This window comes from Modestobacter muralis, from assembly GCF_010682105.1.
GTDB classification, from domain to species: domain Bacteria; phylum Actinomycetota; class Actinomycetes; order Mycobacteriales; family Geodermatophilaceae; genus Modestobacter; species Modestobacter muralis.
Genome location: NZ_JAAGWH010000059.1, coordinates 41,962 through 49,678 on the forward strand (window position 1 = coordinate 41,962; position 7,717 = coordinate 49,678).

Annotated in this window: 9 protein-coding genes; 7 read left to right on the forward strand and 2 right to left on the reverse strand. The window is 76.3% G+C overall.

What is annotated here, in order from left to right:
• Positions 1 to 171: 171 nt before the first annotated feature.
• The 4 genes from GCU67_RS19285 to GCU67_RS19300 all read left to right on the forward strand — a co-directional run bounded on the left by GCU67_RS19285 (position 172) and on the right by GCU67_RS19300 (position 3,644).
• Positions 172 to 720, forward strand: coding sequence for a TipAS antibiotic-recognition domain-containing protein (locus GCU67_RS19285; protein WP_246215386.1), 549 nt, complete (start codon positions 172 to 174; stop codon positions 718 to 720).
• Positions 721 to 862: 142 nt separating this feature from the next.
• Positions 863 to 1,945, forward strand: a complete 1,083-nt coding sequence (locus GCU67_RS19290; protein WP_163612980.1) for an aromatic acid exporter family protein — start codon at positions 863 to 865, stop codon at positions 1,943 to 1,945.
• Positions 1,946 to 2,014: 69 nt separating this feature from the next.
• Positions 2,015 to 3,262, forward strand: a complete 1,248-nt coding sequence (locus GCU67_RS19295) for an MFS transporter (RefSeq protein WP_163612981.1) — start codon at positions 2,015 to 2,017, stop codon at positions 3,260 to 3,262.
• Between the two features lie 49 nt (positions 3,263 to 3,311).
• On the forward strand, positions 3,312 to 3,644 hold the full coding sequence (locus tag GCU67_RS19300; protein WP_163612982.1) for a TfoX/Sxy family protein: 333 nt from the start codon (positions 3,312 to 3,314) through the stop codon (positions 3,642 to 3,644).
• A 118-nt stretch (positions 3,645 to 3,762) separates the two neighbouring features.
• Here the strand turns inward: GCU67_RS19300 and GCU67_RS19305 are convergent, their stop codons facing one another.
• On the reverse strand, positions 3,763 to 4,557 hold the full coding sequence (locus GCU67_RS19305) for a methyltransferase domain-containing protein (RefSeq protein ID WP_163612983.1): 795 nt from the start codon (positions 4,555 to 4,557) through the stop codon (positions 3,763 to 3,765).
• 177 nt (positions 4,558 to 4,734) lie between these two features.
• On the opposite strand from GCU67_RS19305, the gene GCU67_RS19310 reads away from it, so the two are divergent.
• Positions 4,735 to 5,073, forward strand: a complete 339-nt coding sequence (locus GCU67_RS19310) for an STAS domain-containing protein (RefSeq protein WP_163612984.1) — start codon at positions 4,735 to 4,737, stop codon at positions 5,071 to 5,073.
• 6 nt (positions 5,074 to 5,079) lie between these two features.
• Here the strand turns inward: GCU67_RS19310 and GCU67_RS19315 are convergent, their stop codons facing one another.
• Positions 5,080 to 5,331 carry a hypothetical protein gene (locus tag GCU67_RS19315; RefSeq protein ID WP_163612985.1) on the reverse strand — a complete coding sequence of 84 codons (252 nt, stop codon included), beginning with the start codon at positions 5,329 to 5,331 and terminating at the stop codon, positions 5,080 to 5,082.
• Positions 5,332 to 5,573: 242 nt separating this feature from the next.
• Here GCU67_RS19315 and GCU67_RS22910 point away from each other — a divergent pair, with 242 nt between their 5' ends.
• Together GCU67_RS22910 and GCU67_RS19325 are read left to right on the forward strand one after the other, a co-directional pair.
• The gene (locus GCU67_RS22910; protein ID WP_163612986.1) at positions 5,574 to 7,076 is read left to right on the forward strand and encodes a DUF3352 domain-containing protein; all 1,503 of its coding nucleotides are present in this window, start codon (positions 5,574 to 5,576) and stop codon (positions 7,074 to 7,076) included.
• 92 nt (positions 7,077 to 7,168) lie between these two features.
• On the forward strand, positions 7,169 to 7,717 hold a 549-nt coding region (locus GCU67_RS19325; RefSeq protein ID WP_246215387.1), incomplete at its 3' end, for an arginine deiminase family protein.

The following is a 7,717-nucleotide window of genomic DNA, read 5'->3' on the forward strand; positions in this document are numbered from 1 at the left end:
CGGCTGACCGGGGTGACGGTGCGCACGCTGCACCACTACCGGAAGGACCCCGCTGCCCCCCACCACTCGCAGGCTCGCGGCGGGCCCCTGCAGTGGGGCCGACCCGCGGCGAGTGACAGTGGGTGTGGTTCGTCGGCCCGCCTGCAGGGGCCCGCGCCGAGCTCGCGAGGCATGGGGGGCAGGCGGGTCCTTCGACTGCGCCGGCAGCACCGGCTGCTGCGGGACCGGCTGGAGGCCACCTCGGCGATGGTCGCGGCCGTCGAGAAGGAGATGGAGGCACGGCAGATGGGGATCTCCCTGACCCCGGAGGAGCGGTTCGAGGTGTTCGGCGACTGGCTGCCCGAGGAGTACGCGGCCGAGGCCGAGGAGAGGTGGGGCGACACCGAGGTGTGGGCCCAGTCGCAGCGGCGGACGGCGGCGATGACGAAGGAGGACTGGCTGCGGGTCAAGGCCGAGACCGACGACCTCGAGGGCCGGTTCGCCGCGGCCCTGGCCGCCGGCACACCCGCGGACGACCCCGGCCCGATGGACGTCGCCGAGGAGCACCGCCAGCACATCACCCGCTGGTTCTACGACTGCCCGCCCGGGATGCACGCCGGCCTCGGCGAGATGTACGTCGCGGACGAGCGGTTCACCGCGTACTACGAGCGGATCGCCCCCGGCCTGGCGCAGTACGTGAGCACTGCCGTCCGGGCCAACGCCGCCCGCCAGGGCGGCTGACCGCCGGACCCACCCGGGGCCTCCGACCGCTCGGGGCCCCGGGTGGGCGCCGTCCCGCTCGCTCGAGCCGACACCCCACCCGCGACCGACGTCACGACCACCCCGGCGGCGGACGAGCCGGACCGGGTCGCATGCTGGCCGGGTGGGCCGGGTCATCGCAGTGCTGCAACAGCCGTGGGTGCAGCGCGGGATCCGGGCGGCGCTGGCCGCGGCGCTGGCCTGGCAGGCCGCGCTGCTGCTGCCCCCGGCCCTGTCGGCCTACGCCTACTACGCCCCGCTGGGCGCGATCATCGCCGTCTCCCCCACCGTCGCGGACTCCGCGTCGGCGGCCTGGCGCAGCGTGCTGGCCATCCTGGTCGGCTTCGCCCTGGCCGTGGCGGTGTACGAGGTGACCCGCGGCATCCCCGACGCGCTGACCATCGCCCTCATCGTGGCGCTGGCGATCGGGGTCGAGCAGTGGCGGCTGTTCCGGGAGCAGGCCAGCTGGGTCAGCTTCGCCGCGGTGCTGATGATCACCGTGGGCACCTCCGACCCGGCCGAGTACGCCGTCCGGTACGCCGGGCTGACCCTGCTGGGCGCCGCGGTGGGCGTGCTGGTGACGACCCTGCTGTTCCCGCCGCTGCAGCTGACCACCGCCGTCCAGCGGATCGCCGCGGCCCGGGAACTGCTCGCCGGGCACCTGGACGAGATGGCCGCGGGGCTGCGCACCGGCGAGATCCCCGAGCCGGGCGAGTGGGCCGCGCGCACCCAGGCCCTCGGCGCGGTGCTGGACCTCATGCGCGGTGCGGAGGCCCAGGTCGAGCGGGCCCGGCGGGCGAACCCGCGGGCCCGGAACTGGCGGGGCACGGCGGGCAGCATCCGGGAGCAGTCCCGCGCCCTGGACCGGGTCGCGGTGCTGGTGGACGACCTCACGACGCTGGTGGTGGAGTTCCAGCCGCACCGGCGGGGCCTGGACCGGGTGGACGGCGCGACCGGCTGGGTGCTCGCCGACGCCCTCACCGGCCTGGCCCGCGTCGTGCGCATCCCGTACCACGCCACCGACGCCGAGCCCGACGAGCGGGACGCCGCGATCGTCGCCGCGGTCTCCGCGCTGGACCGGCTCACCGGCCTGCTGCGCACCTCGCAGATCGCCGACGACGCGGGCTTCTTCGCCCTCGGGGCGGTCACCGTCGGGATGCACCGCTCACTGCAGACCCTCGAGGCGCACGTCCGCTTCCCCGCCTGACCCGGCCCGCGTCCGCCCTCAGGGGAAACGGACGACCCGGTGCCTGATCGCGACTAGGGTCTCCTCCTCGTGAGCCGCATCGCTGAGGTCGTCGTCCCGGCTCGGCTGGGCAGGAGCTTCCGCTGGCTGCTCGCCTCGTCCTGGACGTCGAACCTCGGCGACGGGATCGCCCTGGCCGCGGGCCCCCTGCTGGTCGCCTCGCTGACCCGGGACGCGTTCCTGGTCGCCCTCGCCGCGACCGTGCAGTGGCTGCCGCCCCTTCTGTTCGGCCTGGTCGCCGGCGCGCTCACCGACCGGCTGGACCGCAAGCTGATCGTGGTCACCGTCGACGCCGCACGGGCCGTCGTCCTGGCCGTGCTCACCCTGGCCGTGGCCACCGACCGGGTGTCGATCGTGGCGGTGCTGGCCGCGCTGTTCGTGCTCGCCACCGCCGAGGTGTTCGCCGACAACAGCTCGCAGACCATGGTCCCGGCGCTGGTGGCCCGCGAGGACCTCGCCGTCGCCAACTCCCGGCTGCAGACCGGGTTCATCACCGTCAACCAGCTCGCCGGGCCACCGCTGGGCGCCGCGCTGTTCACCGTCGCGGCCGGCTGGGCGCTGGGCGTGCAGGCGGTGGTCGTCGCGCTGGGGGCGGTGCTGGTCACCCGCGTCGTCCTGCCCGCCCGGGAGCCCGGCACCGGCCCGCGGCCCGCCCTGCGGCACGACATCGTCGAGGGGCTCCGCTGGGCGGTGGCGCACCCCGCCGTCCGGACCCTGGTGCTGACCATCACCATCTTCAACGTCACCTTCGGGGCGGCCTGGTCGGTGCTGGTCCTCTACGCCACCCAGCGGCTCGGCCTGGGCGAGATCGGGTTCGGGCTGGTCACCACCGTCGGCGCGGTCGGCGGCCTGGCCGGCGTGCTGGTCTACGGCTGGATCACCCAGCGGGTCAGCCTCGGCAGCATCATGCGGATCGGCCTGGTCATCGAGACGCTCACCCACCTGGTGCTGGCGCTGACCACCAGCCCGTGGATCGCGCTGCCGGTGTTCTTCGTGTTCGGCGCGCACGCCTTCGTCTGGGGGACGACGTCGATCGCCGTCCGCCAGCGCGCCGTCCCGCTGGCGCTGCAGGGGCGGGTGGGCAGCGTCAACCAGGTCGGCGTCTTCGGGGGGCTCGTGGTCGGCTCGGCGATCGGCGGCGTGCTCGCCCAGCACGCCGGGGTCACCGCCCCCTTCTGGTTCGCCTTCGCCGGGTCGGCGGTGTTCGTGGCGCTCATCTGGCGCTCGCTGCGGCACGTCGCGCACGCCGACGAGGAGCAGGTGCCCGCCACCGCCTGACGCGCCCGGACACCTTGCCCGGGACGGCGGCAGGGCGGGAGGCTGGGGCATGACGTACGACCGGGAGCTCGCCGACCGGCTGCGGGCCGAGCTGTCGGCCGACCCGCGGGTCACCGAGCAGGCGATGTTCGGCGGCCTGGCGTTCCTCGTCGAGGGCGCGATGGTGGTCGCCGTCAGCGGGCGGGGCGGGCTGATGGTGCGCTGCGACCCCGCCCGGGCCGAGGAGCTGCTGGCGGCCGAGGGCGTGTGCCCGATGGTCATGCGCGGCCGCGAGCTCGACGGCTGGCTGCGGGTCTCCCCCGCCGCGGTCGACGACGACGCGGCGCTGCGCCACTGGGTGGGCATCGGCCAGGACGCCACCCGCCGCCTCCAGGACCGCTGAGCCCCGCCGCCGACCGCGCTCTGGCCGCAGACGAGGTGCTCACCGGGCCTCCGCCCCCGACTGTGCGCTCAGCGGGCTGCCGGAGCCCCACCGACCCCGCTGAGCGCACGGTCAGTGGTCAGATGCGGACGAGCAGCTCCCCGTGCAGCATGCCGAGCCAGCCGTCGTCGGACGCCGCCCACTCCAGCCAGGCCGCGGCGATGTCGTCCAGTTCGGCGGCCGAGGACAGCCCGTACGCCACCGCCTGCTCCGCGAACGCCGAGGCGGTCGCCCGGCCGGCCCACGACCGGCCCCACCACTCGCGCTCGGCCGGGGTGGCGTAGCACCAGGCGCCGGTCGTCGCGACCACGTCCCGCAGCCCGGCGGCGTGCGCCCAGGACAGCAGCCGCCGCCCGGCGTCGGGCTCGGCGTCGTTGCGCCGGGCCACCTGCCGGTACAGCCCCAGCCAGCGGTCCAGCCCCGCGGACGCCGGGAACCAGGTGGTGGCGGCGTAGTCGACGTCCCGCACCGCCACCAGACCGCCGGGCCGGCACACCCGGGCCATCTCCCGCAGCGCCGCGACCGGGTCGGTGAGGTGCTGCAGCACCTGGTGGGCGTGCACGACGTCGAAGGAGGCGTCGGGGGCCGCGAGCCGGTAGACGTCGCCGACGGCGAACTCGACGGACACCTGCGCCCGCCCGGCCAGCGCGCGGGCCTCCTCCAGCGGCGCGGGTGAGACGTCCAGCCCGACGACCCGGCCCGGCGCGACCCGGGCGGCCAGGTCGACGGTGATCGTGCCGGGCCCGCAGCCGACGTCGAGGACGTCGAGCCCCGGCCGCAGGCGCGGCGCGAGGTACGCCGCCGAGTTCTCCACCGTGCGCCAGCGGTGCGACTGCAGCACCGCGTCGGCGTGCCCGTGCGTGTAGGTGTCCACGGCACCACCCTGCCCGACCGTCCCGCTCAGTGGTACTGCCTTCCCATCAGATGGGACGTCGACCCGTTGATGTCGTGGGCCGGCCCGGCCGCGCGGCGGGCGGGGTCCGCCTGGTCCACACCGGGGTGGCACTGCCCACGGGGCGTTTGAGCAGGACGGCAGGGGTACCGCAGCACCATGACCACCGGCGCCCACCCTGCTGACGGGGCCGCCGCCGGCGAGGTCCGCTGGACAGAGGACGCCGCCGGCCCCCTGCTCACCTTCGTCGGGCGGATCGACCGCGAGACCGTGCGCCGGTTCCGGCTGCTGGTGCCGCCGGCGTCCTGGCCGGCCCGGGCCGACCTGGCCGCGGTGACCGCCCTGGACGTCGCGGGGCTGGAGCTGCTGGTGCACCTGGCCCGCAAGCCCGCCCGCACCGGCTCCCGCCTGGTGCTGCTCGACGTGCCCGAGCGGCTGCGTCCGGCCATCGAGCGGGCCGGGCTGTCCCAGCTCCTCCCCCGGCCCGCCGGGTCCTGACCCCGGTCAGCCCCTGGGGGGTCGCCGCACGTCGGGCAGCCGGGGCGCCAGCCGGCGGGTGACCCAGCCGCCGACGAGCGCGGCGACGACGACGACGGTGACGAAGCCCAGCGAGCTGATCGCCTCGACACCCACGGCCTGCAGCACCAGCAGGAACACCACGGCCACCAGCAGGGAGAGGCCGGCGGCCAGCATGACCAGCAGCCAGCGCGGCGGGCCGGCCGGGACGTCGGGACGGCGGGGAGGCGTCGGGCTCACCGCGGTAGTGGACCACGCGTCGGCAGCACCGCCGCCGCGGAACGACCGCCGCCGTCCCGGCGGGACCGGCGTCCCACCCGACCGGGTGGACCTCCGCGCGCCTCGCGGCCGAACCCGGCCACCGGCGGGCTCCTGCGTGCTAGAACCGCGGTACCGGCATCGAGACCGCAGGTCACGGCCTCGGGTTGGACCGCCAGCTGACCGCAGCTGGGGCCGATGCCCCGACCACCTGGAGACCAGACGTGACCCAGCCGCCCGCGGCCGGCCCCACCCCTCCCCCCGGCCCCGGCTGGTCCGGCGCCGACGAGATCCACGACGGGCTCCCGCCCGCACCCGCCGAGCCCCAGGCCGGTGGGCGCCGCGTCCGCCGCGGACTCCTCGTGGCCGGTGCCACCGCGGGCGTCCTGGTGCTGGGCGGCACCGGCTACGCCGTCGCCTCCTACGTCTCCGGGGGTGGCGCCCAGCCCGAGGAGGTGCTGCCGGCCGACACCCTCGCCGTCGTGAAGCTCGACCTGGACCCGGCTGCCGGCCAGAAGATGGCGGTGTCCTCGCTGCTGGACCGGTTCCCGTCCCTGACGTCCGGCGAGGACGACGCCGACCTCCGGGAGCGGCTGGTCGCCCCGCTGCTGGCGGACAACGAGTGGGGCCTGACCTACGACCGGGACGTCGAGCCCTGGCTGGGCAACCGGATGGCCGTGGCCGCGGTGCCCGACCCCGGCTCGGAGGCCGGCGTCGCCCCCGTCGTCGTCCTGGCCGTGACCGACGAGGACGCGATGACCGAGCGCCTCGGGGCGGTGACCGACCGCGGCTTCGCCTTCGCGGTGCGCGACGACTTCGTCCTGCTCGGCCAGACCCAGGAGCTGGTCGACCGCCTGGCGGCCTCGGGCAGCACGCTGGACGAGGACGCCGACCACGCCGAGGACGTCGACGCGCTCGACGGTGACCAGGTCGCCGTCGCGTGGGCCGACCTCGCCGCCCTGCAGGACCTCCTGCCGATGGCGCAGACCGGCGTCGGCCTCGGGGACCAGCAGCTCTCCGGGCGGGTGGTGCTCGGGGTCCACGCCGAGGACGACGCGCTCGAGGTCGAGGGCCTGGCCCGCGGGACGGCGCCCGCGCCGACCACGGCCGGCAGCGAGCCCACCCAGCTGGTCGGCGACCTGCCCGCGGACACGGTGGCCGCGCTGTCGGTCAGCGGACTCGGGGAGGCCCTCACCACGTCCTGGGCCACCCTCCAGGAGGGCGGCATCCCGCCGGAGTTCCAGGAGCAGATCGACGCGCTCGGCCTGGACCTGCCCGACGACCTGGGCACCGTCCTGGGCACCGACCTGGCCGTGGCCGTCACCGGCGACCTGGCGGTGCCGTCCTTCGGCGCCCGCGTGCTCACCGACGACCCGCAGCGGGCCACCGAGGTCCTCGACGGCCTGGTCGGGGACCTCGGCCTGCCGGTCGCCGTCCTCCCCCTGGACGACGGCTACGTCCTGGCCTCCGACCAGCCGCTCGCCGACGCGCTCACCGCGGACGGCGGCCTCGGGGACACCGAGGCGTTCCGCGCCGCGGTGGTCGACGCCGACGACGCCGGGGCCGTCGGCTTCGTCGACCTCGGGACGCTGATCGACCAGGTCGTGGCGGAGGGCGGCGACGACGCCACCCAGGCACAGGAGTTCAGCGCCCTGCGCGCCCTGGGCTTCAGCGCCTCGACCACCGACGACGGCGGCCGGTTCGTCCTGCGGATCACCACCCGCTGACCCGTCGGCCGGGCGGGCCCTCGCAGGCTCGCCCGGCCCGCGCGGGTGACCCGGGCTGGCCGCGGTGATCGACATCGGCGAGGCTCGACGCCATGACCGCTGCGACCCCGACCCCCGCCGGCCTGGGCGTGAGCAGCGAGGTGGGCCGACTGCGCACCGTGCTGCTGCACCGCCCCGGGGACGAGCTGCGCCGGTTGACCCCGCGCAACAACGACCAGCTGCTCTTCGACGGCGTGCCGTGGGTCGACCGGGCGCAGGAGGAGCACGACGCGTTCGCCGCGGCGCTGACCGCCCGGGGCGTCGAGGTGCTGCACCTGGACCGGCTGCTCGCCGAGGTGATGGACTCCCCGGCCGCCCGCGCCGAGGTGATCGCCGCCGCCGTCGACGACCCGCGCCTGGGCGCGACGCTGCAGCACGCCACGACCGCCCATCTCGACGGCCTGGCCGCCGAGGACCTCGCCCGGGCCCTGGTCGTCGGGGTCGCCCACGACGAGCTGCGCGGGGGCCGCGGGCTGGCCTACGAGCTGATGACCCGGGGGGAGTTCGTCGTCCCGCCGCTGCCCAACCTGATGTTCACCCGCGACTCCTCCGTCTGGGTGGGCGGGCAGGTCGCCGTCACCTCGCTGGCGATGCCGGCGCGG

What these genes read in the sequence shown, in the direction of transcription:
- GCU67_RS19285 (WP_246215386.1), top strand. Translation starts at nt 172, where the DNA reads ATGGGGGGCAGGCGGGTCCTTCGACTGCGCCGGCAGCACCGGCTGCTG.
- GCU67_RS19300 (WP_163612982.1), top strand. Translation starts at nt 3,312, where the DNA reads ATGACGTACGACCGGGAGCTCGCCGACCGGCTGCGGGCCGAGCTGTCG.
- GCU67_RS19310 (WP_163612984.1), top strand. Translation starts at nt 4,735, where the DNA reads ATGACCACCGGCGCCCACCCTGCTGACGGGGCCGCCGCCGGCGAGGTC.